Source organism: Zobellia uliginosa (genome assembly GCF_900156625.1).
Lineage (GTDB): Bacteria > Bacteroidota > Bacteroidia > Flavobacteriales > Flavobacteriaceae > Zobellia > Zobellia uliginosa.
In genome coordinates, this window is the sequence record NZ_FTOB01000003.1 from 391,892 (window position 1) to 418,360 (window position 26,469).

Consider the following 26,469-nt stretch of genomic DNA (forward strand, 5'->3'; position numbering starts at 1 on the left):
CCTGAATAGGGTGCTTAGTTGCATTTTGGCGAAAATGTGGGGGTGGGCAATATTCACGATGGAAATAATGCTTAAGTTTGAGTATAACCATACCAAATTAACCTATTTATTAACCCCAAATCCACAAGCCATGTACCATTATTACCTACGACATTATTACAAGAACAGCACACTTGAACCCTTCAACAAAGTGCATTGTCCCTGCCTCTGATAGAGACAAATTTTCAAAGCGATCATTTTAGGTTTTAAAGCTTTACCTACAGCGTTAAAACTTATCGATTCACCCAGCGTATAGCGCATTTATCCGTTTCGTTCCATAACCGAGACCCGGCAGAGTACTGCCTTAACCATAGGTTTTTGTTCAAAACAAAAAAACGGATATACAATCTCTTGATTTATGAATCAACGGGAAAGAGCCTTTCTACGCCGAATTTGAAAATAAAAATCGTTTTACCGAACGATAAATTAGTTAAGAGTAACCCCAAATTTAACCAGGTATTTTATTGATGTTCAATAAGATGCTAAAAATCCCACTACCATGGAAACTAACATTTTAAAAATTATCGTTATCGATAATGATTTATCATCGCATGAATCTTACCAGAAGTATTTTGAGTCTTATACCGAGTATTCCCTAAAGGGAATCTATGTTTCGGTCAAGGATGCCTTGGCGGAATATGACACCATTTCGCCCGACATTGTTTTTTCAGAAGTAGCACTTGACGAAATAGACGGTATAGAGGGTATTAAACTCTTTAGAAAAAAAGACCCGAAGGTGAAGATTATCATGCTCAGTGCCCAAAACAACTTTGACTTGGTCAAAAAAGCGTTCAAAAATACCGCAAACGGCTACCTATCCAAACCGGTGAGTGAACGTACGCTTTACAACGCCCTTGATTCGATCAAGTCAGATGGTGCGACGATGAGCAATGATATCATCAGACAGATTATTTCAAAGTTTCAGCGAAAATCGATCGAGATTTTCTCGGAAAGAGAAAACCAAGTAATCGATTACCTATCCCAAGGCGCGACTTATAAGACTATAGCCGAAAAACTTTTCGTTACGGCCAGTGCCATTAATTTTCACGTGCAGAATATCTATTTAAAATTAGATGTCAATTCAAAGTCGGAAGCACTTAGAAAACTGCAAGAGTTGGAATATGCCAACTCATTGGCCTAAGCGCTTAAAGATTGTTTGCTTTCCTGGAGGTTCTGTAGGTGGACCTCCATCCTCCGAAGAAAAGCTTTACGTTACGTAAAGCTTTTTTGTTTTTATACGAATGAAATCTATCGATTGAGTTTACTTTTGTGGCATGGGTGAATGGTATCACTATGCTTTGTTGATCGGGGTAGGTTTTGTAGTTGGCTTTATCAACACGGTAGCAGGTGGCGGCTCTTTGCTTGCACTTCCCGTTCTTATCTTCTTAGGCTTACCACCGGCCATAGCTAATGGTACGAATCGGGTGGCCGTTGTTGTACAGACCGCCTTGGCCACGGCAGGCTTTAAGAGCAAGGGCGTGTCTACCTATCCTTTTAACGCGTATTTGGGGCTGGCCGCATTTCTGGGTGCGATTATCGGGGCCTATATTGCCGTCGATATTAGGGGCGAAACCTTTAATCGGATCCTAGCGGCCATAATGTTGGTCGTAGTCTTGATCATTATTTTTAAACCTGATGTCCGTATAAGCGATTTTGAAGAGAAGCTTAGCGGAAAACCCTTTTATATTGCTATCATTGCCTTTTTCTTTTTTGGAATTTACGGTGGGTTCATTAATGCCGGGCTGGGTTTTATAATTATCCTATTTTTGCATTACGTAAACCATATGACCTTGGTCAGGGCAAATGCGACTAAAGTGGCGGTAGTGTTTATTTATACTTTATCTGCCTTGGCGGTTTTTGTATTGAACGATAAGGTCAATTGGAAAGTCGGGCTAATTTTGGCCATTGGTAATGGCTCCGGAGCATGGGTGGCCAGTAGGTTTTCCGTAAAAAGGGGCGATGGCTTTATCAAAGGCTTTTTGGTCGTTATGGTGGTGGCTATGTCTATTAAACTATGGTTTTTCAATTAAAGGATAACAAAGCATAATTTTTCACATCGGTGAAAACATAAATAAAGTGAGTTTGGATTCTATTAAAAATTTAGAATGGCGTTACGCCGTAAAGAAGTTCGATTCGGGAAAAATACTTCCGCAAGAAAAAATTGAACGGTTAAAACAGGCGTTCAACCTCACGGCAACTTCCTACGGTTTACAGCCCATTACTTTGGTGGTCATTCGCAATAAAGAACTACAGAAAGAATTGGTCGAGCACTCCTTTGGCCAACAACAAGTGGTACAGGCTTCGCATGTATTGGTTATTTGTATTCAAAGTGATATCGATGAGGCCTATATAAGTCGCTATTTTGAGCAGATCAAAAAAATCAGGGGTACAAGTCCAGATATTTTAGATCCCTTCAAAAAGGCCCTAGTGGCCGACTTTTCTAAAAAGGAAGTGCACGAAATAGAGCAATGGTCTAAAAATCAGGCCTACTTGGCCTTGGGCAATTTGTTGACTATTTGCGCCATGGAGAAAATAGACTCGTGCCCTATGGAAGGCTTCGTTCCCTCAGCCTACGATACGGTTTTGAATTTGAAGGAAAAAGGGCTCACCTCGGTTTTGGTGCTTCCGGTAGGCTATAGGGCCGATGACGATATGTTTTCCGAATTTAAAAAAGTCAGAAAAAATATAGAGGAAAGCATTATTGAAATAAACTGATATTTCACCTAACACCTAACACCTAACACCTAACACCTAACACCTAACACCTAACAACTAGAATAACATATGCCAGGATTTGAATTATTCGGAGACAAGGAACGCCAACAGCTAAACGACGTATTGGATTCAGGGGTACTGATGCGATACGGTTTTGACGGTATGCGCAATGGCCACTGGAAGGCCCTTGAGCTTGAAAAGGTACTTGCCCAAAAAATGCAGGTAAAACACGCCCAATTGGTAAGCAGCGGTACGGCAGCTTTAACGGTCGCCTTGGCCAGTGCCGGTGTAGGTGCGGGCGATGAGGTTATTATGCCCACATTTACCTTTGTGGCCAGTTTTGAGTCTATTTTAGCCATTGGCGCCGTGCCTATTTTGGTCGATGTCGACGATACCCTGGCCTTAGACCCACAAGCCGTGGAAAATGCCGTAACGGAGCGTACCAAGGTGGTCATGCCGGTGCACATGTGCGGTTCTATGGCCGACCTAAAGGCTTTAAAGGCCATTTGTGAAAAACACCGGCTCTTGTTGTTGGAAGATGCCTGTCAGGCCATAGGGGGTACGTTTGAAAACAAACCCTTGGGCAGTTATGGCGACTTGGGCTGTTTTTCCTTCGATTATGTAAAGACCGTTACCTGTGGTGAAGGTGGTGCGGTAATAACCAATAACGACCTTTATAAGACCAATGCCGACCATTATTCGGATCACGGACATGATCACGTTGGGAAGGATAGGGGAGCGGAGAGCCATCCTTTCTTAGGATATAATTTTAGAATATCGGAACTGCATGCTGCGGTAGGTCTGGCCCAAATTGCAAGGTTAGATGAGTTTTTGGCCATTCAGAAAAAAAATTACACCATTTTACGGGAGGCTATAAAAGATTTACCGAACGTAAGCTTTAGAAGGGTTCCTGAGGGAGGGGAAGAGAGTTATGCCTTTTTGAACTTCTTTATGCCCGATGCCGAAAAAGCTAAAAAAGCACATACCGAATTGGGTAAGGCCGGGGTCGATGCCTGTTTTTACTGGTACGACAATAATTGGCATTATTACCGTGAATGGGAGCACCTGATAGAAAAACGTTCCTTGGGTAGGCTGCCCAAAGAAGTCTATGAACAATTGCCAGACTACTCCAAATCTGATTTTTCGGCTAGCGATAAATGGGTGGGCCGTACGGTTTCTTGCCTTGTAAAATTAGGATGGTCGGAAAGCGAGTGCAAGGAGCGAGCGGCCAAAATGGTCAGCGTAATTTCTGGTATTTAGCAATTTTATTTCGATGATTTTGGTCGGTTATAGCTATATTTAGTTTTTTATAGAACTATACTGAATCAAAACAAAATGTAATCTCATTATGAATTCAAAATTATCACTAGTATGTGCTCTGGCCTGTTTGTTCTCCATACAGCTTTCGGCACAAAAGCACTCCAGTACCCCTCCCGAAGTTTCTCCTATGCCCATGAAGCCTCAGATGACCGAAATCTGGGAACCGGAAGTTCCGGTGGTAACCCCGGGTGAAAAGCTAGGGGATGCCCCTTCCGATGCCATTATTTTGTTTGATGGAAGCAATCTTGACCAGTGGGTAAGCCAAAAAGATAATACCAAGCCTGCCCCTTGGAAAATAGTGGACAATGACTACTTTGAAGTCGTACCGGGTACCGGGGGAATAAGCACAAAAATGAAATTTGGCGATTGCCAGTTGCATATAGAGTTCAGTGCTCCCGACAAGGTAGAGGGAGAAAGCCAAGGACGTGGCAATAGCGGTGTATTTTTACAGAACAGGTACGAACTCCAAATTTTGGATTCATATAACAACAGAACCTACCGTAACGGTCAGGCAGGAAGTATTTATAAAGACCATGCACCCTTGGTCAACGCCATGCGCAGCCCCTTGGAGTGGAATACCTATGACATAATCTACAGGGCTCCACGTTTTAAAAAAGATGGTAGGTTAGATTCTAAAGCTACGATTACCGTACTTCATAATGGGGTTCTAGTTCAAAACCACAGTGTTATCAATGGAAATACCTATTATATCGGTCTACATAATTATCCTTCCGCACATGGTGATGATGTTATTTCATTACAAGACCATGGCAATAAGACACAGTTTAGAAATATCTGGTTGAGAAAATTGTAAACCGCGTATTTCTTATTGATGCCCACTGAAGAATGGGCGTCGTTTTAAAACTTTAAGAACCTCTGGGATTCGTAAGAACCCAGAGGTTTTTTTGTTGTATTCAATTTGATTTTAAGGAGGGGGTAAGCGTCGTTAAGCCATCAATTTAAAAAAACAGGCTGAAATTGATTTGGCGGTTTTTAGAATAAAAAAAAGGGAATATCGGTGTTTTTGCCCTCTTTCTTTACGATATCTTAAATTAATTATTAGTATTTAACATACTTGGCAGCCCTTGTAAAATAGGGGGATGGGAAATCTATCCATGTTTTTGGAGAATATGTCCATAAGGATCGGTGGCAAGAGTCTTAGGTTTGGTATAATGTTCAACTAACTAAATTAAAATGAAAAAACTCAGACTTTTAATGGCATTCCTCCTTTTAGGGGTGACAACAGTTTCATGGGCGCAAACACAGATTTCCGGTGTTGTGGTCGATGAAGCTAATATACCTTTGCCAGGTGCCAGTGTTTTAGTAAAGGGTACGAACAATGGTGTTGTATCTGATTTTGACGGAAATTTTGTCATATCGGTCGGTGCTTCCGATAAAGCTTTAGTGGTTTCATATATAGGATATGAAGACAAGGAAGTTGCTTTGACGGGAACCTCGACCTATACCGTTCAACTGAGTGAATCCTCTATGGGACTTGATGAAGTTGTGGTAATTGGGTATGGTTCGGTAAAGAAGACCGATTTGACCGGTGCCGTTGCATCTATTGGAACGGAGCAATTGACGGAACAACGTAAAACCGATTTGGGACAGGCTGTACGGGGTACGGTAGCAGGTGTAGATGTAAGAAGGCTGAACTCAAAACCAGGGTCGCCCTTATCTATCCGGATTAGGGGTAATACGGTGATTACCAACAGCAACCAGGCGAATAAAGATGGTCAGAGCGACAATGTAACGGAAGATTTATCAAGGCCCTTATATGTAGTCGACGGTATTTTTCTAGATAACATTAACTTGCTTAACCCGGCCGATATCCAGCAAATGGATATCTTAAAGGATGCTTCTGCAACCGCCATTTATGGTTCAAGGGGAGCTAACGGGGTGGTAATTATTACCACAAAAAACGGAATAGAAGGTAAGACCCAATTTTCATACGATGCCTCATTCGGTATCAGTACGGCGACCAATCTTCCCGATACCATGTCGGGAAGCGAATATGTCGATTTTATCGACGATAGCTTGCGGGCTGAACAATGGAAAACAGATTGGTTGAATAACCCTTCGTCAAACCTTTCGGCCGCGGATTTCAATAATTATACCCTTAACCGGTCTACCGAGTTTTTTAATAACGGGGAAACCGACAACATAGCCAACGGAAGATATTTTGATTGGGTAGATTACATTACTAGGGCGGCAATGCAGACCAGCCATACCGTTTCTATGTCGGGAGGAGAGAATGGATTGGTGTACAGTGGATCCATTGGTTATTTAAAAGATGAGGGCGTAGTGGGTAATGATCAAGCTTATGAGCGCTATACCGCGTCAGTGTCTTTGTCAAAAAAAATAAACCGATTGACCATAGGTCTACGCGCTTATCTATCGTATTCGGAACAAGAATCAGGCAGTAGGGAGCTTTTTAGAAGTGCCTATAGATTGCCCGTTACCGTAGATCCTTATGATGATAATGGGGAATTGATATTGGTTCCCGACGATGAAGACCCAAGGTTTATGAACCCCTATTACGAGGTGAACGGGGCTTGGAAGGTCAACCAAAGGATATTGAACGTAATATCGAACTTCTACTTGCAATATGCGGCTAGCGATCAGGTAACCTTGAAAACAACTTTTTCTCCTAACTTATCTACTACAAGAAACGGGGAGCATAGGGGCTTGCTTACCAAAGCGGCAAGGAACGACCCTTCTAGAACAAGGGCTTACTTCGGAACGGATTGGAACAATTCTTATACTTGGGACAATACGGCGGACTTTAACTTCGATATAACCGATAAGCAAAAATTGAGTACTACCTTGATCGCTTCGGTCTATTATGATCAACTCGAAGGTAATAATATAGAGACGAGAAATGTTCCTGATTTCCACGGCTTCTATAATACAGGTTCAGGTACCGATATTCGTGAGAATAGCTCGTACTACCAAAAAGAGACCACGGCTTCATTTGCCGGTCGTTTAAACTATAACATTAACGACAAGTACTTGTTTACCTTTACCGGAAGATATGATGGGGCCTCTAAATTGGCCGAGGGCAACAAATGGAACTTCTTTCCATCTGCAGCATTCGCATGGCGGGCAAGTGAAGAGAAATTTCTACAGAGCGCCGATTGGCTGTCTAACCTAAAACTAAGGTTGAGTTATGGTAAATCGGGTAACTACAATACCGTAGGACCGTATCAGTCTTTTGCCTTCCTTGAAGGGGCCAATTACCTCTATGGTGATAATTTGACCAACGGGAATATCGTCAGCGGCTTCTCCAATAACAAGTTGACTTGGGAAGAGTCTGAAGAAATCAACTTCGGACTCGATTTTGGAATGCTCAACAATAGGGTCAATTTTTCATTGGAATTGTACGACAAAAAGACCGAAGGGGCTATTTTTTCTAGAGACCTCTTAATGTTGACCGGTTTTGATAGTGCGGTGGGGAACTTCGGTTCAATGAAAAACAGTGGGGTAGAGTTTACCTTGAACACCAAAAACATTCAAACCGAAAACTTTAGTTGGAACACCAGTTTGAACTTTGCCAAAAACAAAAACGAAATATTAAAACTGGAAGGGGATTTAGAATTACAGGTTTTTGGTACACATAGTGCCTTGATCGTAGGAGAACCTTCTGACGCCATTTATTCATATGAGAAATTGGGTATTTGGCAAATAGATGAAGCCGCAGAAGCCGCGACGTATGGAGCGGTACCCGGTGAGTACAAATTCAAGGACCAAAATAACGACGGGGCCATCGATGCCGTAAACGATAAGGTCGTTATTGGTACAACGGCTCCCGATTGGACAGGGGGTATGACCAATACCTTTAAATATAAAAACCTTGATATGTCGGTTATGATGTATACGAGACAGGGAGTTTTTGGTCATTCCGAATTTCACCAACATCACGATATAAACGCCAGTGAGACTGCATTTAATAAAATAAGTACTTCGTATTGGACCCCCGACAACCCCGATGCGGAAAACCCCTTGCCTGGTGTTACGCCAAATGTAGGTGAGTACTGGTTTGAAGATATGTCCTTTGTTAAGATAGGGAATATCGGAGTAGGATATAATTTTCCAAGTGAGCTATTGGATAGGTTAAAAATGTCAAGTGCAAGATTGTCGGTCGACGTTCAAAACCCTTTCACTTTTACCGATTATGAAGGGCCAGACCCTGAAACAGGCCTGCAAAACTCATACAACATGAGCTTTCAGACACGTACTACCTTGATAGGTTTAAAAGTTGCATTCTAAAGATAAAATTTTAAGAAAATGAATAGATATATAAAGAACATCGGAAGGTTGCTATTGGGTTTGGCCCTAAGCTTTACCACATATTCCTGTAACGACTACTTAGAGGAAGAGAACTACACCAACCTAACAGGTGAGGACTTTATTTCGGAAGATAACGCGGATAGATTGGTGGTTGGTATTTACGACGCCCTAAGACCGGTATACAAGGGGTATGATGTAGCTATGTTGGGAACGGATATTTTTACCACCCAAGGAAATGTCAGTACCGATTTAAGTTCGTTGAACGTTTATTTTAACCTCAACAGTAGTAGCGGTAGCTTTTCTTCCGAATGGGGTAGAAATTACAGTGTGATCAGTAAGGCCAATATAGTCGTCAACCGCTTTACCAATGAAATCTCTTGGGTCGACTCTAACCTATCTGTCCGTGATAATGGTATTGCCCAGGCAAAAGGTTTAAGGGCCTTGGCCTATTTCAATCTAGTGCAACAGTTTGGCGGAGTTGTAATTTCCTTGGAAGAAATTACGGAAATTAGTTCCGATTATACCCGTTCGACCGAAGAAGAGACCTATACCCAGATCATTACCGATCTAGAGGAGGCGATTCCTGATTTAGAGGCCTATCCTGAAACCGGTCGGTTTTCGAAAAGGGCGGCCCAGCATTTATTGGCAAAGGTATACCTGACAAGGGCTTATACCTCCTTTGCCGGTTCCGATGATTTTGAAAAAGCCGCGGCCTTGGCGGAAAGTGCGATTGATGGCTATGATATCAAGTCACAAACGTACGCCCAGGTATTCGACTATGACAACCAGGTAAATGATGAAGTGTTGTTTGCCATACAATACGGTGCAGGTGGTGATTACGAAGACCGTAACAACAACAAGCACTCCATATTAATGTACAGTGTAGACCAATTGCCGGGAATGAATAGGCAAAACCCATATGGTTTCAGGGATGGTAATGCAATGCCTACCGAGTTTTTCTATTCCTTGTTTGATGATAACGATACTAGGGAAGAAGCAACCATTCATAGGACCTTGTTCGCCAATGTCGTAGATTCTGTGGGTACCGATATAATTGCCGTGGGCGATACGGTAGCTTATTTTCCTAAGAATGCATTGACCGCCGATCAGTTGGCCGATAAGTTAGACCGATATTATGTCTATCAGCCCGATCAGTATTACTACAACGATGCTCCCGTAGATGTGCCAGGGGTCAACTACCTTTATACGAAAAATCAGAACACCACGAACTTCCCTATTTTTAAAAAATTCGACGATGTCGGCTTTGATGAGGCGGAAGGCGGTTATAGGGACACTTTTGTATTCAGGGTGGCCGAATCGCATTTGATTGCGGCTGAAGCCTACCTAGGTGCGGGTAATCCGGCTATGGCCGTTAACCATATGAACATCGTTAGGGAGCGTGCTACGGGCGTAGCGAATCACTATGCCTCCGTGACCATAGACGATATCTTGGATGAAAGGGCCTTGGAACTTGCCGGGGAAACCAATAGATGGAACGATTTAAAAAGAACGGGCAAACTAGAGGAGCGTATAAAGCTTTACAATCCCCATGTGATCGATCATGGTTCTTTTGACCCATCGGTGCATTTGTTGAGACCTATTCCTGCTACCGAAATTATTCTGTCCGATAACAATATTGAACAAAACCCTGGTTATTAATTGAAATTTTGAGTTGGTTAAATATGGACGGGAGTGGTATTCCTGTCCATATTTTTTGAAATGCCCCCTAATACTAAGACCAGTATATAATTCATAAAATGAAGACAACGTTACGATTTAGCCGAATCCTCATAGTACTTGCGGTTCTGGGTGTGCTCTTGTTTTATTCCTTCTCCAAAGAAAAGACAACTTCCTGTTTTTTAGTGATAGGTAAAGGGGCAAGTGAAACGGAACGCAATGCGGTTGACGATTTTAAACAAGATTTAGAGAAAACCGTATCGGCAAAAGTCCATATCGTTTCCGATGTCAACGACCTTACCGATAAGGGAACCGTAATCGTATTGGGAACTCCGGCTTCAAATGATCTTATTGCCGCGCTGAACGAGGAGGGTAAAATTAACATAACAAAGGAAACACCAGGTCCTAGGGGAGGTATATGGGCGAAAACAAGCTTACAGGGAGAAGAGGAGGTCATCGTTATTGCGGGGTCCGATGTACAGGGCCTTCAATATGCGGTTTACGACTATTCAAACGAAATGCTGGGTATCGATCCCTTGCAATATTGGACCGGTAAGGAAGTTACACCTAAATCGATAAATGACCTCTTTAATTTTACGGATAGAAAAATAGCACCTCCTAAAGTACCCTTGCTTTGCTACTTTGAAAACGATGTGGATGAGTTGGCCAATTATAGGGGGCAATTGTTACAATACGATTGGGAGAGCTATACCGAAATGATCAATTCACTGGTACGGCTAAGGTACAATGCCATCCAACTCTTTGATATGCTCGGGCGACCCGAATTTTTTATTCGTCCGGAATATAAAGAACTTACCGATTACAAGCTAGATATCGCCTATGTAGAAAAGATGATAGACTACGCACAGAAAAAAGGGATGAAGGTGGCCATAGATTTTGCCCTTGGTTATCAAATACACCCTATGTCGGCCGATAAAGCTACTTGTTGGGCCGATTATAAGGAAGACTGGTTGACCGCATGGCGTTATTATTTAGAGGAGACCCCATTGCGTAAAACCGATATTTTTATTTTACGCCCCAGACACCAAGTGTGGGATTGGGAGTACGAAAGTAGTTGCGGGGAAGATAAGGTAGCGGTGTTTAATGAGGTATATAAAGCGTTTGGTGATTTGGTCGATGCCTATAAACCCAATGCCGATAAGGTCTTGGTTTGTTATTCCGATGGAATGGAAATGTGGAATGATGGCTTCCGACCTCCTAAAGATTGGATCGTGGCATGGTCCGACCATGGGTTTGGCGATTTTGCATATTATCCCGATACCACCGATGGTTACGATTTCGGCACTTATATGCATGCGGGGTTTTGGCTGAACCATACCGTTCATAACCCTTATCCCGAAAAAGTGGAATCGGTAATGAATGAGATGTTCTCAGGATACGATGCCGATAAGTTTTGTTTGGTAAACGGACAGAATTTCAGACCCTTTCTGCTAAACATCGAAGCCTATGCCGAGGTGTGTAATTCCCCTAAAAGTTTTGAGGCCGATGCTTTTTACAAAGAATGGACAGAAGGCTATTTTGATGGTGAAAGTGCCGAACATGCAGTAGCATCGATGAAATATTTACACAGGGCACAAAAGGAAAGAATAGGCTATGTACAGCACCTTTGGGAAATAAGGGAGGCCATATCCTATTTATCCGATAGCCCTATACAACGTCCCGGAAAATCACCTGTAGGGCATGACTATAAAAGGGTCGAGAACGATTTGGAGCGTGTCAGGTTCATACGGCAAGAAATAAATAGGGCCGTTCAAGAAGCCGAAACAGGATTGAAGAAAGCCAAGAGGAACAAAAACTTCTACCACGACTATATCTATCTTCCTGCATGCCTTTATCAAGATTTAATCGATTTTGAACGCACCTTGCACGACATGTCCATCCTTAAAAAACAGTTCGAAGACACGGATGACGATAAGTTTTTGAACGATGTCCGGGCCTTGTTGCCAAAAGCAAAAGAACAACTGGAGGTCATTTATCATAACCGAAAAACCGGTGACAAAGAAGCAAAATGGAAGAATTGGTACAACCCTGAAATAAGAAGGCCGAACAATGGCTTCCCAACTTTTGAAATGTTAGACCAAATCACCTCAAACCTTAATACAAAAAGCTAAAGAAACTCTTTATATGAATTTATTTTCAAAAGTTTCCCTATACGGAATTTGCATCTCATTAGCGGTTGCACTCTCATCTTGTGGGGCTGAAAGCCAAGGCCCTCAAACAGTTGAAATAGTTGAGCCTGTAGATCTGGTCTACCCTCAGCTCGATACTGAAAATTCAAGATGGTTCTTCTTTTCGTCGGCGAGTAGGCCGTTCGGAATGGTCAACTTGAGTCCCGATACCGAAGTGGATGGTGCTTGGGGAAGTGGGTATAGGTACAAGGTAGACACCGTACAGGGGTTTAGCCATATCCATGCATGGCAACTTTCGGGTTTATCGGTTATGCCGGTAACCATAGATGATACAAATAGAAAGGCGATATTCACCGAGTTTCGATCTAAGTTTGACCATGACAAGGAAAAGGTCTCCCCGGGCTATCATTATCTGGAACTGGAAAAATACGATATCAATGTTGAGCTCACCAGTACAACACGTGTGGGATTGCATAAGTATGCCTTTCCTAAAAAAGGAAAAAGACGGGCCGTACTTTTTAATTTAAACAGAATGTTGGGCCCTAATAAAAACACTGATGGACGACTTGAAATTGCGGGGAACGGTTCCTTGGTAGGGGAATTGCTTATCAATGAAACAAGTAGAAGGCCCAAACCCGTAAAACTCTTTTTTGCCATAGACTTCAAGTCCGGGGTCGATTCATTGGAACGTGACGAAACCACGGGGAATTATTTGGTCTTTCTAAAGGATGATGTTGATGAAGTTCTTATGAAAGCCGGTATTTCGTATACCTCCATCGCCAATGCCAGGGCGAATATTGATGCCGAATTGCCGCATTGGGACTTCTATAAGGTTGTTCAAGACTCTAGAAAAGAATGGAATGGTCTACTGGGACGAATAGAAGTCGAAGGCAGTACCGAAACTGCCCGAAAAAGGTTTTACACGGATTTGTGGCATGGACTTCAGGGCCGAAGGATCATCAGCGATGTCAATGGGGCCTACCCCGATAATACAGGGGAGGAGTTTAGGGTAGGACAATTACCTCTCGATGTGAGAGGAAAGCCTAAATTCAATCATTACAATTCCGATTCCTTTTGGGGTGCGCAATGGACGATCAACACACTTTGGGGCTTGGTATATCCCGAAATCATGGAAGAATTTGTGCATTCGCTCCTACAATATTATAAAGATGGGGGAATGGTGCCAAGGGGGCCATCCGGAGGAAATTACACCTATGTAATGACGGGTGCTTCGTCTACACCGTTTATCGTAAGTGCCATCCAAAAAGGTCTGGTCACCGAAGATTTAGAAGGTATTTACCAGGCTTTAAAGAAAAACCATATGCTAGGTGGTATTATGGGCAAAGCAGGATATGAGCACCATACAACGATAGGTGGCGGACTCAAGTATTACTTAGAGAAGGGATATGTACCGCACCCTATTCCAGAGGGGAGATTCGGAGGCCACCAAGATGGGGCGAGCATGACCATGGAGTATGCCTATCAAGATTGGACCTTGGCCCAATTGGCGAAAAAGCTAGGGTACCTTGAGGACTATACCTATTTTATGAAGCGTTCCAATAACTATAAAAATGTATTCGACGCTTCCATAGGATGGATGCGACCTAAAGATGTTTCGGGCAAGTGGCGTGAAAATTACGATCCGTACGAGCATGAAAACGGGTTTATTGAATCGAACGGAGCGCAATCCACATGGTTCGTACCCCATGATCAAGAAGGACTTGCCTCCTTAATGGGAGGGAAGGAAGCTGCTGTTAAAAAATTGAATATGCAATTCGAACAGGCCGAGAAGTTAGGCTTTACGGCAGGCAGTTCACATTCGCAGGAACTGCATCCCGAATATCGCAATATCCCCATCAACTACGGGAACCAACCTTCCATACAAACGGCCTTTGTATTCAATAAGCTAGATAGGCCCGACCTGACCCAATACTGGTCAAGAAAGGTGGCACAAACCGTTTTTGGAGGATTGTCACCGGCTACCGGCTATAACGGGGATGAAGATCAAGGCCTGATGGGCAGTTTGGCCGTGCTCATGAAAATTGGGTTGTTTCAAATGAATGGGGGAACCGAGGAGAACCCGAAATATGAATTCGGGAGTCCTAGTTTCGATAAAGTGGTGATTAATCTTGCCAACGGTAATAAGCTGACTATAAATGCCAAAGGGGCCAGTTCGGGAAAGGTCTATGTAAACGGCATTCAACTGAACGGGGAAGAATACAATGCATACAGTGTTTCCCACGACCTCATCGAGAAAGGGGCCGTATTGGATTTTAACATGGTCGGGCATAGGCCCGAGCTAGATTAATGACATATGGGCTAGCAGTTCTTCTTTAATGTCATAAATTGTAGTCACAATTCAAATAAATAATGGGCTATCGATTAACATGTATCTTCTGGATTATAGTCTCGCTATGGGGGCTGCATGGGCAATCGTTAAAATTTGAACATTATAACGATGCTAGTGGTCTTTCCCATAATTCGGTTAGGCATATTGTTCAAGACAACAATGGGTTTTTATGGTTCGGTACCTTTTCCGGCCTGAACCGCTTTGATGGATATGAGTTTAAATCGTATACCAGTGCATCGCCATCGGAAAACACCATTCCGAATGACGATATTACGGCCTTGGAATTTGATCAAGAGGCAAACCAACTTTGGATCGGAACGCGAAACGGGCTCGCTCGATTTGATTTGAATACCTATAGGTTCAAAGTATTTTTGCCCGACCCTGCAAACGTAGGCTCGTTACAGGATAGGGAAATCAGGTCGGTTCATATCGATTCGTTCAAAAGGGTGTGGGTCGGAACCAAAGACCAAGGGCTTTTTCTATACGATTCCCATAATGAAAGCTTTAGCAAGGTGCCCCTGGACGGATTTACCTATATCAAGGAGGTGTTTGAAGACTCAAAAGGACATATATGGATAGGGAGTTATGGGGCCGTAGGCATCGCCAGGATTTCTTTGGACAACCTAGGCTCGATCGTTCAGGTGAAGCAATATTCCCTGTTACCGGAGAACTTAAAGGAATCCAACCCTTATATAAATTTCATTTATGAAGATCATAAGGCCGATCTTTTTGTAGGCAGTAGAAATGGCCTGTTTAAGCTGAACGCCAGCGAAGACCGTTTTGAAGACCTTCCTATAGAAGATATCGGGGTGCGTGACAAACTTGGGCCTTACTTTATTTCAATAGCCAAAGCCCCTAACGGGAAATACTGGCTCGGAACCTTAGGGGGGATTGTTCAAGTCGACGAATTGGAAGATTTGCGCAAGCAAAAGTACCAATGGTATTTTTCCGAGTTGTCAGATGATGATTCCCTAGTCGATAACTTGGTCTCCGCCTTGTATTTTGATGCTTCGGGAGTGCTTTGGGTCGGAACGGAAGAAGGCCTTGATAAATACGATCCTTACGAAAACCAGTTTACCTATAATACTTCGATCAGTCGTTATATCGATAATCAAGTTCCGCGCATACGTGATTTTTCAAAAACTTTTGACGGAAAAATAATCGTAGCTACACGTCATAATGGTCTCTTTGTTTCCGAAGGCAGTCGTTATATTCCGCTGTATCAAACCCCGAAAGATATTGCAAGTATGTTTTCTATAGATGGCAAAGTCTTTTACTGTGGTCTATGGGACGGGAAAATTCTTATTTATGATTACGTAAGAAAAACCAATAAGGTGGTCGATGTGGGCTTTGAACAAGCACCGGTTTTGGCTTTTGAGCCCTTGGGAGATCGGCATATGGTTATTGGGTCACATGGGGAAGGAGCCGTGGTCTTGGATGTAAAAACCAAACAGGTCGATACGTCTTTCGGTAATTTGCTGCCTGGCCTAGATATCAACGCCATCAAAGAGAGCGATGAAAAAATTTGGTTTGCGACCCAAATGGGGGCCTATTGTTATGAGAAGCCGTCTATGAAGGTCAAGGCGTTTGAGGCCCGGTCGGAAGACCATATCGGGGTACCCCATAATAATGTGAGCGATATAGCCATAGATGCTTCCGGTAAAGTTTGGGCGGCTACCCGAAAAGGACTTTGTTACTACGATACTTCCCTTGATGATTTTGTTCCCATTACCGATATCGATGGCCTAAAAGACCGTTGGATCACCAATTTTGTGGCCCAAAAAGATGGTTTTTTGTGGCTTAATATGAACAATAATAATTTGGGGAAGCTTGATATTGCCTCAAAGGAATTGAAATTGTACCATACCGAAAGTGGGAACCGACTTGATATATTCAGTACACGGGGTTTCTATTATGCCGATGAGACCCATATGTACCTAGGAGGGAAGGATGGCGTAATCACCTTTTCCCCAAAAGGACTTTCGGTGAACGAATACGCGCCCCAACCCATAATCTCAAGTATTCGGGTGCAAAACAAGGCGGTAGAGGTCGGTTCGGTAGTCAATGGCCAAGAAATACTAAAATCCGATATTAACTCAGACCGAAAGTTGGTGCTTGAAAATTCGAACAAAAATTTCTCGCTTACCTTTTCGAGCCCCTCTTACGTTAACGGAAGGCAAAACAGATACAGTTATATTCTCGAAGGCTTCGATGAAAATTGGAATACCGTAGATGTCAGGCAACGCACCGTTCAATATACCAATCTTTTTTCAGGAGATTATGTGTTCAAGTTAAAGGCCATGAACAGTCATGGGGTATGGAGCGATGTCTCTTCGTACCAGATTGAAATCCTTCCGCCATTTTGGTTTACGTATAAAGCATTTTTTCTGATGCTTTTGGTACTGGCCTTGGCCTTCTACCTTATCCGTAAACAGATAAGGGCACGAATAGTGCTCAAGCAACAATGGTTGATGGAGAGGGTAAAACGTGAACGCGATGAGAAACTCAACAATGAAAAGCTGCGTTTCTTTACGAATATATCGCATGAACTACGAACTCCGCTGACCTTGATTCTCGGTCCCGCAAAACAACTGATAGAAGAAGGAAAGGACTCGGGTAATTATTTTCAGCAGAGCCGGTATAACCTGATTCATCAAAACGCAAATCGATTACTGAATCTAGTGAACCAAGTGTTGGATTTTAGAAGGGCGCAGTCCGGTGAATTGCGCTTGAAGGTGACCAAGACCGATATTCTTCTTTATACCAAAAACACCTTTCGCTCTTTTGAGGAACTGGCGGACGACAAAAAAATAAACTTCAACCTTATCTGTGAACACCAAAGCATCGAGGGGTATATCGATAGGGACAAGTTTGATAAAATGCTTTACAACCTTTTGTCCAATGCCTTAAAATTCACCCAGAATTATGGGCATGTAGACCTTTTTATCGAAGTAAAGGAAGAAAAAGGCGGGGCGCACCTTCTGGTTGAAGTCAGTGATGACGGTATCGGCATCCCTAAAGAAAGCCAAAAGAAGGTTTTTTCTAGATTTTATCAAGCCCCGAACAGTACCAGCCTTAATACGGGATCGGGCATAGGCCTTTCTTTGGTAAAGGCCTTGGTAGAATTGCATAAGGGTGAAATAACGATTGAAAGTGAGCTTAACAAAGGCAGTGTGTTTACCTTAAATCTTCCTATAGACCGAAAGGCCTACGATGACGATGAAGTATTCGATTACGAAAAAAGCCAAGTCGTGGAAGAGTCGCCACAGCTTATCACCGCTAAAAAAATCATCCAAAGTACCCATTTAAAAGAGCGGATATTGATCATAGAGGACAATGCCGAATTGCGGAACTATTTGGTCGATTACCTGTCAGATTACTACAAGGTCTTTGAGGCGGAAAATGGGGAGAAGGGCTTAGAGGTGTGCTTAAACGTTAAGCCGGCCATTTGTATTGCCGATATTATGATGCCGGTCAAGAACGGACTCGAATTTTGTAAAGCCTTGAAGAACGATGCCGATATAAGCCATATTCCCGTCATTCTTCTAACGGCCCTGTCGGATAACGATGATAAGATCAAGGGGTATAGCTCGGGAGCCGATGGGTATTTGGTCAAGCCTTTTGACCCCTCACTTTTAAAGACGAGAATTGAAAACATCATCAATTCTAGAAAAGAATTGAAAAACAGGTTTTCCGAAGAAATCGAAAGTCAGGCGAATACCTTGACCCATTCGCCCATAGATCAATCTTTTATGGAAAAATTGACGGAGCTGATACAAGAGAATATGGGCAATAGTGACCTGAATACTTCCTTGCTTTGTCAGGCATTGGGTATGAGTTCGTCCAAATTGTATAGAAAGATCAAGGAACTTACCGATTTGGCCCCCAATGAGTTTATACGGACCATTCGACTGAAAAAATCGGCCCAATTGCTACGGACCAAAAAGTACAACGTATCGGAGGTCACCAATCTTATAGGCTTTAGCGACCCCCTATATTTTAGCCGCTGCTTTAAAAAGCAGTTTGGATATCCGCCCAGTCAGTTGATAAAATAAAACGAAGGAGAGGGGTTTCTAATACCCGACATATTCTACGATCTCAAGACCGTAGCCTACGATGCCCACACGTTTAGTTTGGGGCGAGTTCGATAAGATTCTCATTTTGGCGATGTCCAAATCGTGTAGAATTTGTGCGCCGATACCAAAGTCGCGGGCATCCATATCTATTTTTGGCGCTTTTCGAATTCCTTTTTTCTGTAGCTCTTTCAGTTCGGCCAATCGGGACAATAGGTTGAGCGATTCCGAATCTTGGTTTATAAATACAATGGCGCCCTTTCCTTCCTTATTGATGGCATTGAACATATCTTCGAGCTTGGCATCGGGATTATTTGTCAGCGTGCCCAAGATATCGTTGTTGACCAAGGTGGAGTTGATTCGGGTGAGTACCTTTTCATCTTTGTTCCAAGAGCCTTTGGTCAATGCAATATGTACGTGGTTGTTCGTAGTCTGTTGGTAGGCGCGTAATCGGAATTTTCCGAAACGGGTATCGATATCAAAATCTTCTTTTTTGGCGATGAGGCTATCATGTTCCATTCGGTAGGCCACCAAATCCTCAATGGAAACGATCTTCAGGTCGAACTTTTTGGCAACCTCCAAGAGTTGGGGTAGGCGGGCCATGCTTCCGTCTTCGTTCATGATCTCTACAATGTAACCCGCAGGTTTGAGTCCGGCCAGCCTTGCAAAGTCAATGGCAGCTTCCGTGTGCCCCGTTCTTCTTAGAACGCCCCCTTCCTTGGCCACAAGGGGAAAAATGTGTCCTGGGCGTGCCAGATCGTGTGGTTTGGTGTCTTCCTTGGTCAGGGCAAGGACCGTTTTGGCCCTGTCCGCTGCCGAAATACCCGTGGTAACTCCGCCACCGCGCAAATCTACTGACACCGTAAAGGCGGTTTCCATAGGGTCGGTATTGTTGTTGACCATCATATGTAGGCCTAACTCCTTGCACCTACCTTCGGTAAGCGGGGCACAAATCAGTCCCCTGCCGTGGGTTGCCATAAAATTCACCGTTTCGGGCGTTGCCAATTCCGCAGCGGCCAAAAAGTCACCTTCATTCTCCCTGTTTTCATCATCTACAACGATAATGACATTGCCTTTTCGAATTTCTTCAATGGCTTCCTCTATAGTGTTCAATTGACTTTTCTTATCCATGTCGGTACTTATTCTTCTTCTTCGGATTGGTCTTTTTTTGAAAAAAGACGTTTGATGCGATCAAAGGCATTTCCGAGATTCATCATACCCCTGTCCGCCGTTGCACGCTGTGTTAGATAAACTCCCAATGGAAGCATGATCATTGATGGTAACCAAGCTCCTATAATGGGATGAATATTTCCTTTATAACTATAGTTTTCGGCAAATACACCTAAAAAGTAATATACTAAGAACAGTAAAATGGCTACTACCATGGGTAGGCCGATACCCCCTTTTCGTATAATAGCACCCAATGGCGCACCTACGAAAAATAAGATAATACAGGAAAGGGCCAAGGCGTACTTATCGTGTAAGGAAAAAACATGTCGCCTATGTATTTCATAGCGCTTGTCGAGTTCCTGTTTTTTACCTTCGATAGAAGTCATGATATTCGACACTGAATTCTTTGCCGAATTCATCACTTGGATCTTTTGCCAATCTTTAAAGAAATCGATAATATTTACGGGAGGCTGCTCTTTTTCGGCCATTTCCGTAGTGGTTTCTAAATCGTCTTCTTTTACCTCTGGCCTTATGTTCGGGGTCGCTTTCTTTTGGGTAGTATCGCTAGCCGCTTGCTTTGGCTTCAAGAGTTTTTCCTTTTTGACAGCTATGGTATCTATCGGGCTAAGGGGAATAAAGGCCCCCATTCGGTAGACAATGTTTTTCGAAAAGGCCTGAACGATTCTTCGGTTATCGGTTTCCAATGAGTCCATATCCTTTAGCAATCGTGAAACGTTTTTCATCTTTTCTCGATTCGATACGCTTTCCTCTTCAAGGTCTTGTTCCATTTCAGGAATTTCGATATTCATTCGATAGACTTCGAAATTGGTTTTGGTAAAGGGATATTTTCTTTTTTCGGTGCTTTTGGTTTTATCCATGTCCCTGTAATCGTGACCGTCACGCAGTACCAATTGGATCAGTTCGGAATCTTGGCTACTGATAAGCTCGCCCGTTTTGGCCTTGATGACCGTTACGTTTACATTGGAGGCCGACTTTTCGTGGATAATTACGTTCTTCAGAAAACGGTCTTTTTCACCGTATTTTTCATCGACCTTGATGCTCATTCCCTCAAAATCGCTAAACACCCCTTTTTCAATAGCGGCAGCGGGCTTTACCTTGGCAATATTACGCCGCATATTGTAAATTTTCTGTTCGGAAGCCGGTATAACGCTATTGGCAAAATAGAAGGTGACCCCACCTAATATGGCCATAAAGATAATGAGGCTGAGCATGGAACGTTGAAGTGAAATACCCGAGGCCTTCATCGCGGCGAACTCGTAGTTCTCCGCCAAGGTTCCAAAAGTAAGTATAGAGGCCAAAAGAACGGTCAAGGGCAAAACCTTTTCCGTTAGGCTGGGCATCATGTAAAAGAAAAACTTGCCTATGATGGCAATATCTAGACCTTTTCCCGCAAAATCGTCAATGAACAACCATATCGTTTGAAATATGAAGATGAACATCAATATTACGAACGAACTCAAAAAATTATAAAGGAACCGCGATAAAATATATCGGTCTAGAATTCTCAATGTGGCAATATTAATTTCTTACTATGTAGTACCCGTCATTTTTGTACTTCGCCTCATCAAAAGTAAACAAGGTTTTTGACAAAGGCTGGTCCGTTTTGAAAGAATTAACGGTAAAGGTCGAGGTCGTTCCATTTTTACCGGTTTCTATCAGTTTGTAAATATGTTTTGTTTCGGCATCGATACCCAATAAAATAGTCTTTATTTCTGAATTGGTGTCGATAGGGGTAAGTTTTACATACTGTATTTTCCTGCCATTGACATTTTGTAAAATGTCCATTCCGTAATTGTGGCCTTCCCTGTAAAAGGTCAGCATTTTTGCCGGTGTCAGTGCATTTTCATCTTCGGATTTATCGTCAATGGTCACCTCTTCGTTCTCCGGTATAATGGTGTACACCTTAGAACCGTCGAACAATTGGGTGGTGCCAAAGATATTGGCAAGATATTTGTCGCCCTGTAGGGTTACCTCCCCACGTGTTTCTTGGTTGATGCCGGCTTCTGAATTGTTCAGTACGTATTTGAAATCTACGTATATATTGTCGTAACTTTTTACTTTGTTGTACACATCGTCCAATAGTGCCTTTGCTTTTTCCGAATTTTGGGCAAAGGTTAAATTTGATAGTAATACCAAGGCAAATAGCAAAAAAATCTTTTTCATTTTACGTTTTAAGTTAATCACTCGTGTTACGAGCGTTCGTTGCTTAATAATTGATCTAATGCGGTAAGGTCGGGCACCAAAACCTGTCGTGCCTTACTTCCTTCAAACGGACCTACAATGCCGGCTGCCTCTAACTGGTCTACGATACGGCCGGCGCGGTTATAACCCAATTTTAGTTTTCGTTGGATCAATGAGGCCGAACCCTGCTGTGCCGTTACGATGACCTCGGCAGCTTCGCGGAACATCGCGTCGCGGTCGGCAATATCATAATCAATACTTGTGCCAGAATCTTCCCCAGAGTACTCGGGTAATTCATGGGCGTTCGGGTAAGCTCTCTGAGCCCCTATGTATTCGGTAATCTTGGCCACTTCGGGTGTATCTACAAAAGCACATTGAATACGGGTAACATCGTTACCTTGGGTGTACAACATGTCACCACGACCGATCAACTGATCAGCACCTTGGGCATCCAATATCGTTCTTGAGTCGATTTTAGAGGTTACCCTAAAGGCTATACGGGCAGGGAAGTTTGCTTTGATAATACCCGTTATTACGTTGACCGAAGGTCTTTGGGTGGCAATAATAAGGTGTATACCGATGGCTCGGGCCAACTGTGCCAAGCGGGCAATAGGCGTTTCTACTTCCTTCCCGGCGGTCATGATCAAATCGGCGAATTCGTCAATGACCAAAACGATATAAGGCAAGTACTTATGTCCGTCGTTGGGGTTCAACTTACGGGCCTTGAACTTGGCGTTGTATTCCTTGAGGTTACGTACCATGGCAACTTTCAACAGTTCATACCTGTTGTCCATTTCGATACAAAGGGAATTCAAGGTATTGATTACCTTGGCGTTGTCGGTGATGATCGCCTCTTCCGAATCGGGTAACTTGGCCAAAAAGTGGCGCTCTATTTTGTTGTAGATGGAAAGTTCTACTTTTTTCGGATCCACCAATATAAACTTTACCTCGGCTGGATGCTTTTTGTACAGGAGGGACGTCAGTACGGCGTTTAAACCTACCGATTTACCTTGTCCCGTAGCACCGGCCATCAGCAAGTGGGGCATTTTTGCCAAGTCGACCACAAAGGTTTCGTTGCTAATGGTCTTACCGAAGGCTATAGGCAGTTCCATTTCAGCCTTTTGGAATTTGCTGGAAGCGATGACGGACCGCATGGAAACGATGGTCGCATTTTTGTTCGGGACTTCAATTCCGATGGTTCCTTTTCCGGGAATAGGCGCGATAATACGTATCCCTAGGGCAGCCAATGAAAGGGCTATGTCGTCTTCTAGGTTTTTAATTTTTGAAATTCGAACCCCGGCCTCGGGAACAATTTCGTAAAGTGTAACGGTAGGACCAATGGTAGCCTTGATCTGGGAGATTCCTATTTTGTAGTTTTTAAGGGTATCTACAATCTTGTTCTTGTTTTCTTCCAGTTCTTCTTGGTTGATGGTAATTCCGCCCGTAACCCCATGTTGGTCTAAGAGTTCTATGGTAGGGAACTTGTAATTGCCCAATTCTAGGGTGGGGTCGAACTCACCGAAATCTTCGACCAATTTATCGGCAATATTCGAGGTTTCTTCTTTTTCCTCCACAATTTTCTCGACTTCCATGGCGAGGTCTTCCTCGGTTTCTTCTTCTACGGGAACGGTCACTTCAAAATCGTCAATGGGCTCCACTTCGGTTTTTAGGGGAGGAATATCTTTCTTATGGGTATAGGTGTCGAGCACTATGGGCTCTTCTTTTTCCACTTTTGTTATCGGTTCCTTTGCAGGGGCGGGAGCAGTGGTCGGATCGGCCTCCCTAGTTGATTTTAATTCCGATTTTAAACTGGAGGTCTTTTTCCTAAAGGCACTGGCGACCCCTTCTGGCGTAAGTTTAAAGAAACGGACCAAAATAAAGATCAGCCCGAAGGTAAGGATGAGTACCACGCCTATCTTACCCGTGTAGTCTTGTAGGAAATCGTTCATTTCATACCCTATCAATCCCCCTAAAAGAGGTTTGGTCTCGGCAAAAAAGCCAAGGGCAATGGAAATCCATATCATAAAAATGAGTCCCCATATCCACTTTTTCAAAAGGCCTTTTCTGTCAAGGCTTAAAAAAAGGTAGAGACCCGTTATGCATAGCATTACGGTAAGTATCAATGAAGCGACGCCAAAACCTTTGTAAACAAAAAAGTGGCTTACGCTGGCCCCGAATTTGTTCAGCAGGTTCTTGGCCTGTTCGTTTCGGTTGGCAAATTCAGAAAGCAAACTTTGGTCGTCTTGCCAAGTAAAATAATAAGATACGAACGAGAAGAACAGGGCCATGCTGAACAGTATCAGAAGGCTTCCTAATATAATCTTGTTCTGTTTCGATAGCCCGAGGCTTACCTTTTTAGAACTTGTCTTCTTTTTTGTTGTCGTTGTTTTCTTTTTGGCCATTACTTTTTCTCCACTGGGTGCAAAAATACGTATTACGAAGTTTTCGACGTAAGGATTGCGAAAAGTCTTTTCGATTTTATAAAATGCCCGCTTGTTTAAAACCTATGGGTTATTCCTTTTCTGTACTGTTCTCGGCGTCTAAACGACCATCGAGGATGCGGTTCATGTAATCTTGAATAAACCCTTTGGTCATCTCTTCCATCTTTTTGGTCTTAAACGGGTTTTTCTTGGCAATGTTGTTTATAAGGCCTTTATCCTTTATATCGTAAAGCCCCAAAGTGTTTTCGTCGTTACGGACTACAATAAGGCTGTCTCTCATAAAAAGGAAATTGGTACTGGTGTTCGATAGGGCATAGGGTTTCTGGATCGTATCGGAAATCAAGCTTCGGCCCCAACTTCTAAACGGTTTTTGATAGCCGGTAAGTGATACTAGGGTAGGGTATATGTCTATTTGTTGTGCCAGATCGCGGTTTACGCCCTTGTATTTTCCGTTCGGGTCAAAGATTAGAATGGGTACGCCATAACGATTTACTATTTTTTGATACTCTTCATAATAGATCTGGTTGCCGTGATCGGCGGTTATCACAAAAATGGTATTCTTGTACCAAGCTTCGTTTTCTATTTTCTTGAAGAACTGTTTTAGTGCGTAATCGGTATATCCCACACATTTGTGTATGTCTAAAGTCCCTTCTGGAAACTTTCCGTTATATTTTTCGGGAATCTGATAAGGGGCGTGTGAAGAGACCGTAAAAATGGTAGAGAAAAAAGGCTCTTGTTTTTCTGAGAGTACATCTGCGGTATATTGAAGGAAGGGCTCGTCCCAAATTCCCCAGATACCATCGAAATCCTCATCGTTGTTGTATTCGGTCTTTCCGTAATAATGGTCGTAGCCAAGCACATTGCCAAAGCCTAGGAAGCCCATGGAGCCATTAGGGGCACCATGAAAGAAAGAGGTATCGTAGCCCATTTCGTTAACGGCCGAGATAATCGATTTTATTTCCCTATTGGCATATGGGGAAGAGGTATAGGCTATTTTAAACGAAGGGATGCCCGCAAGGATTGACGACATGGCGTGAATCGATTTTCTTCCGTTTGCAAAGGCATTGGGAAAAATCAGACTATGCTGTGCAAGCGAATCGATAAAAGGGGTATAGCCTACATAGTTTTCTATGTTCATATCCTTATTGAACGATCCTAAATATTCACGGCCAAAACTTTCCAATATAAAAAGAACGATATTGGGTTTGTTGGGAACGCTATCCTTATACTGTTTTATAGGGTGAAAGGTAGAATCGATAACGGCTTGGGGTACGCCCTCCATCTTCTTAAAGTCGGAAGATTTGATCGTTCTGATAAAGGCGAACGGTGTATTGAGAACAATATTGGCATGTTCGGGTGCCTTCACATGTCTACTGGCATCTACCATATTGATAGGTCTAGTGCTGTGTTTAAAGTCGCCACGTATGCCTCCTACAACAAGGGCGGCGGTAACCAAAAGGGCGACTGTTGAGCTTAAAAAGTAGGGCAGTTTTTTGGAAGGGACCGCTTCTCGAACCTTAACACCTTTGTACAGTTTGGTCCAGGCAAAGGCACATATAAAGAAAATGAGGAAGACGTGCCAGTAATCGGATAGGAAGGACATAAGTAGCTCTTCTTTGTTCTTTTCGTTCTCAAGCGATTCAAAAGAGGCGAATGTACTTCGGGTAAAGGTATAGTTATAATATATGAAGTCAACGAAATTGGTAGCAAAGGCTATCAGGTTGGTAGTCATATAGATCCATAGCAGCGTTTTTTGATACGTTTTGGAAGTGTTCACCCATAAGGGGAGAAGGCTAAGGGCAATGAACAGGAGGTTTACGTACAATATCGCGGTGGTATCGAACGCAATTCCCCAAAAACACAAGGCTAAAAAATCGCCAATGCCCCCTAGTTTAAATAGGTCTTGATTGTACAGGTAAAATAAAAGTCGTGCTACAAAATAAAATATGTAGGCCAGAAATATGCGATATAAGGTTACGGCATATTCGTTCAGTCGATATATGTTCTTAAAATCTAACAATTAAAATGTCTTTGTCTAGCGA

At 43.0% G+C, this 26,469-nt stretch carries 15 protein-coding genes; 10 read left to right on the forward strand and 5 right to left on the reverse strand.

Features of this window, described 5'->3' with window-relative positions; genetic code table 11:
- The first annotated feature begins 538 nt into the window (after positions 1 to 538).
- From BW980_RS10170 to BW980_RS10215, 10 genes are all read left to right on the forward strand, one after another.
- A complete protein-coding gene (locus BW980_RS10170; RefSeq protein WP_013995955.1) occupies positions 539 to 1,180 on the forward strand; it encodes a response regulator transcription factor in 642 nt (213 codons plus the stop codon).
- Between the two features lie 133 nt (positions 1,181 to 1,313).
- Positions 1,314 to 2,069 (forward strand): sulfite exporter TauE/SafE family protein, encoded by a 756-nt coding sequence (locus BW980_RS10175; RefSeq protein ID WP_076455114.1) that lies wholly within the window; start codon positions 1,314 to 1,316, stop codon positions 2,067 to 2,069.
- Positions 2,070 to 2,121: 52 nt separating this feature from the next.
- Positions 2,122 to 2,754, forward strand: coding sequence for a nitroreductase family protein (locus tag BW980_RS10180; RefSeq protein WP_076455569.1), 633 nt, complete (start codon positions 2,122 to 2,124; stop codon positions 2,752 to 2,754).
- A gap of 69 nt (positions 2,755 to 2,823) precedes the next feature.
- Complete coding sequence (locus tag BW980_RS10185) at positions 2,824 to 4,014, forward strand: DegT/DnrJ/EryC1/StrS family aminotransferase (protein WP_076455115.1); 1,191 nt, start codon at positions 2,824 to 2,826, stop codon at positions 4,012 to 4,014.
- A gap of 88 nt (positions 4,015 to 4,102) precedes the next feature.
- On the forward strand, positions 4,103 to 4,888 hold the full coding sequence (locus tag BW980_RS10190; protein ID WP_076455116.1) for a 3-keto-disaccharide hydrolase: 786 nt from the start codon (positions 4,103 to 4,105) through the stop codon (positions 4,886 to 4,888).
- Between the two features lie 380 nt (positions 4,889 to 5,268).
- Positions 5,269 to 8,343: a SusC/RagA family TonB-linked outer membrane protein gene (locus BW980_RS10195; RefSeq protein ID WP_076455117.1), complete on the forward strand. Its 3,075-nt coding sequence runs from the start codon at positions 5,269 to 5,271 to the stop codon at positions 8,341 to 8,343.
- An 18-nt stretch (positions 8,344 to 8,361) separates the two neighbouring features.
- Positions 8,362 to 10,023: a RagB/SusD family nutrient uptake outer membrane protein gene (locus BW980_RS10200; RefSeq protein WP_076455118.1), complete on the forward strand. Its 1,662-nt coding sequence runs from the start codon at positions 8,362 to 8,364 to the stop codon at positions 10,021 to 10,023.
- A 98-nt stretch (positions 10,024 to 10,121) separates the two neighbouring features.
- The gene (locus tag BW980_RS10205; protein WP_083690450.1) at positions 10,122 to 12,173 is read left to right on the forward strand and encodes a glycosyl hydrolase 115 family protein; all 2,052 of its coding nucleotides are present in this window, start codon (positions 10,122 to 10,124) and stop codon (positions 12,171 to 12,173) included.
- Positions 12,174 to 12,186: 13 nt separating this feature from the next.
- A complete protein-coding gene (locus BW980_RS10210; protein WP_076455120.1) occupies positions 12,187 to 14,499 on the forward strand; it encodes a GH92 family glycosyl hydrolase in 2,313 nt (770 codons plus the stop codon).
- 62 nt (positions 14,500 to 14,561) lie between these two features.
- The gene (locus tag BW980_RS10215; RefSeq protein WP_076455121.1) at positions 14,562 to 18,596 is read left to right on the forward strand and encodes a two-component regulator propeller domain-containing protein; all 4,035 of its coding nucleotides are present in this window, start codon (positions 14,562 to 14,564) and stop codon (positions 18,594 to 18,596) included.
- A gap of 18 nt (positions 18,597 to 18,614) precedes the next feature.
- Here BW980_RS10215 and ribB read toward each other — a convergent pair whose 3' ends face one another.
- The 5 genes from ribB to BW980_RS10240 form a co-directional block, all read right to left on the reverse strand.
- Positions 18,615 to 19,745 carry a 3,4-dihydroxy-2-butanone-4-phosphate synthase gene (gene ribB, locus BW980_RS10220; RefSeq protein ID WP_076455122.1) on the reverse strand — a complete coding sequence of 377 codons (1,131 nt, stop codon included), beginning with the start codon at positions 19,743 to 19,745 and terminating at the stop codon, positions 18,615 to 18,617.
- Positions 19,746 to 19,753: 8 nt separating this feature from the next.
- Entirely contained in the window at positions 19,754 to 21,244 is a 1,491-nt protein-coding gene (locus BW980_RS10225) for an LptF/LptG family permease (RefSeq protein ID WP_245800033.1), read from the reverse strand.
- Between the two features lie 79 nt (positions 21,245 to 21,323).
- Positions 21,324 to 21,968 (reverse strand): outer membrane lipoprotein periplasmic chaperone LolA1, encoded by a 645-nt coding sequence (locus tag BW980_RS10230; RefSeq protein WP_076455123.1) that lies wholly within the window; start codon positions 21,966 to 21,968, stop codon positions 21,324 to 21,326.
- 26 nt (positions 21,969 to 21,994) lie between these two features.
- Positions 21,995 to 24,388, reverse strand: a complete 2,394-nt coding sequence (locus BW980_RS10235; RefSeq protein WP_076455124.1) for an FtsK/SpoIIIE family DNA translocase — start codon at positions 24,386 to 24,388, stop codon at positions 21,995 to 21,997.
- Between the two features lie 109 nt (positions 24,389 to 24,497).
- Positions 24,498 to 26,447 carry an LTA synthase family protein gene (locus BW980_RS10240; RefSeq protein ID WP_076455125.1) on the reverse strand — a complete coding sequence of 650 codons (1,950 nt, stop codon included), beginning with the start codon at positions 26,445 to 26,447 and terminating at the stop codon, positions 24,498 to 24,500.
- Between the last annotated feature and the right edge of the window lie 22 nt (positions 26,448 to 26,469).

What these genes read in the sequence shown, in the direction of transcription:
- BW980_RS10170 (WP_013995955.1), top strand. Translation starts at nt 539, where the DNA reads ATGGAAACTAACATTTTAAAAATTATCGTTATCGATAATGATTTATCA.
- BW980_RS10175 (WP_076455114.1), top strand. Translation starts at nt 1,314, where the DNA reads ATGGGTGAATGGTATCACTATGCTTTGTTGATCGGGGTAGGTTTTGTA.
- BW980_RS10185 (WP_076455115.1), top strand. Translation starts at nt 2,824, where the DNA reads ATGCCAGGATTTGAATTATTCGGAGACAAGGAACGCCAACAGCTAAAC.
- BW980_RS10190 (WP_076455116.1), top strand. Translation starts at nt 4,103, where the DNA reads ATGAATTCAAAATTATCACTAGTATGTGCTCTGGCCTGTTTGTTCTCC.
- BW980_RS10195 (WP_076455117.1), top strand. Translation starts at nt 5,269, where the DNA reads ATGAAAAAACTCAGACTTTTAATGGCATTCCTCCTTTTAGGGGTGACA.
- BW980_RS10200 (WP_076455118.1), top strand. Translation starts at nt 8,362, where the DNA reads ATGAATAGATATATAAAGAACATCGGAAGGTTGCTATTGGGTTTGGCC.
- BW980_RS10205 (WP_083690450.1), top strand. Translation starts at nt 10,122, where the DNA reads ATGAAGACAACGTTACGATTTAGCCGAATCCTCATAGTACTTGCGGTT.
- BW980_RS10210 (WP_076455120.1), top strand. Translation starts at nt 12,187, where the DNA reads ATGAATTTATTTTCAAAAGTTTCCCTATACGGAATTTGCATCTCATTA.
- BW980_RS10215 (WP_076455121.1), top strand. Translation starts at nt 14,562, where the DNA reads ATGGGCTATCGATTAACATGTATCTTCTGGATTATAGTCTCGCTATGG.
- ribB (WP_076455122.1), bottom strand. Translation starts at nt 19,745, where the DNA reads ATGGATAAGAAAAGTCAATTGAACACTATAGAGGAAGCCATTGAAGAA.
- BW980_RS10225 (WP_245800033.1), bottom strand. Translation starts at nt 21,244, where the DNA reads ATGTTCATCTTCATATTTCAAACGATATGGTTGTTCATTGACGATTTT.
- BW980_RS10230 (WP_076455123.1), bottom strand. Translation starts at nt 21,968, where the DNA reads ATGAAAAAGATTTTTTTGCTATTTGCCTTGGTATTACTATCAAATTTA.
- BW980_RS10235 (WP_076455124.1), bottom strand. Translation starts at nt 24,388, where the DNA reads ATGGCCAAAAAGAAAACAACGACAACAAAAAAGAAGACAAGTTCTAAA.